We start from the raw sequence: 1,607 nt of genomic DNA on the forward strand, positions 1-1,607 counted from the left end.
ACCGGATCATAAAATAAATAATTGGAGCTTGCTGAACGAATCAGATACAAGCCCAGTTTTAAAATATAAAATAGTGTTGTGTAAAAATTTCAAAAAAAGAACCCTGAGCTTGCGCTCCAGATTCAGTATGAAGAATTGAAGGGCTACTACTGTTTCGCTGGTCTCCTGAAGGCGTGCTCGAATAAGGCCCAGCCCATACTTGCGCTTGCCTTCGCCAAATTTGCCTTCAACGGCATTACGTTCAGAGGCATCCTGCCTTGCGACGCGTTCCAAGGTTTTGTCTTCCGTTCTGGATGGGCGTCCTAACCTTGGCCCACTCAGACGAATGCCAAGAGATTTGCAGTATGCCAGATTATTACGGTTTCGGTAAATTTTATCTGCCAAGATCGCTTCCGGATAAAATCCGAACCGGTTGTAGTAGTTTTCAACAGATTCCTTGAGAGTGGTCCCTTCATTGTAATTTTCCCAGTCGAGGTGCTCAATCAAGGCATAACCATCTACGACACTGATGGCGACTTTTGAACCGAACTCCACGTTCGCTTTTGCCTTGCCGCGCACAATTGGACGGACATGTGGCTGGGAAATGCTTACAATCCGGTGGTCAACCCGGTGTGTTTTCTTTTTGTACATTTCTGCCTGTTGGCGGTAAAGTTCATGAATCACGAGAAGTTGCCTGTATTCATCTTTGCTTAAAAGAGACAGAGAGCTTTGGGAAACAAGATTTTTAATGATCTCCAGATCTCGTTTCACATATCCGAGCTGTTTGCCTACAGCTTTCCGGATTTTCCGGGCGCCAGCTTTACGTTGCTTAGCGACAGAAAGATAGTCCTTGCGGGCTCTTTTTCTGTAGGTCCGTGGCTTACGTAATTTCCCTTTGTGTGGTTCATGCAGGACATCAATGATATGTTCCAATTTCTCACGGGCTTCGTTCAACAACCCAAGGTCTGTAGGGTAAGCAATATCAGCCGGTGCACAGGTTGCGTCCAAAATGAGCTTTCCTCTGTTCTTCGTTTTGGGAGAAGCCGATTCAGTTGAATGCTTTTCTGAATCGGAACCGGAAGGCTGAAGATCGCCACGATCATGATAATGATCATTACGATCTTCATCATCATGATCGTCATCGTCGTGATCCTGATCATCATTGTTGTCGTTTTCCTTAGATGCTTCTTCCAATTGGCGTTTTTGTTCTTCCAGAACGATCCATTCATTCAGTTCGTTGATGATATTTGCGCCCAAACGTTTTCTAAAACGAGTCATCAGAGAATGGTCGAATGGGGCTTTTTCCTGGAATTCAGGCAAGCCGATAAAATACTGAAGATACGGGTTTTCTGTGATCTGTTCGACTGTTTCCCGGTCAGACAGCCCAAGCCGTTCTTTGATATAAAGAGCCCCAAGAGCGATTCTGACAGAATAAGCCTTTTCGCCTTTGAATTTCTTCTTGAAGGACTTGGCATACTTTTCTTCGGCCATCCACCAAGGAATAATTTCAGCAAGACGGACCCAGCGATTTTCTTTATTTAATTTCCCACCGAATGGTAGAAAAAAATCATCTACAAAAGTTAATTGATGTTCGGTCTTTTTGTACATCGTAACAGCCTCCAAGTGCA

At 44.3% G+C, this 1,607-nt stretch carries 1 protein-coding gene; it reads right to left on the reverse strand.

What is annotated here, in order from left to right:
* Positions 1-6: 6 nt before the first annotated feature.
* Positions 7-1,587, reverse strand: coding sequence for an IS5 family transposase (locus P9687_RS06090; RefSeq protein WP_328228878.1), 1,581 nt, complete (start codon positions 1,585-1,587; stop codon positions 7-9).
* Positions 1,588-1,607: the final 20 nt, after the last annotated feature.

It is taken from the genome of Weizmannia sp. CD-2023 (genome assembly GCF_036225245.1).
In the GTDB taxonomy this organism is placed as follows: Bacteria; Bacillota; Bacilli; order Bacillales; family Bacillaceae_C; genus Weizmannia; species Weizmannia faecalis.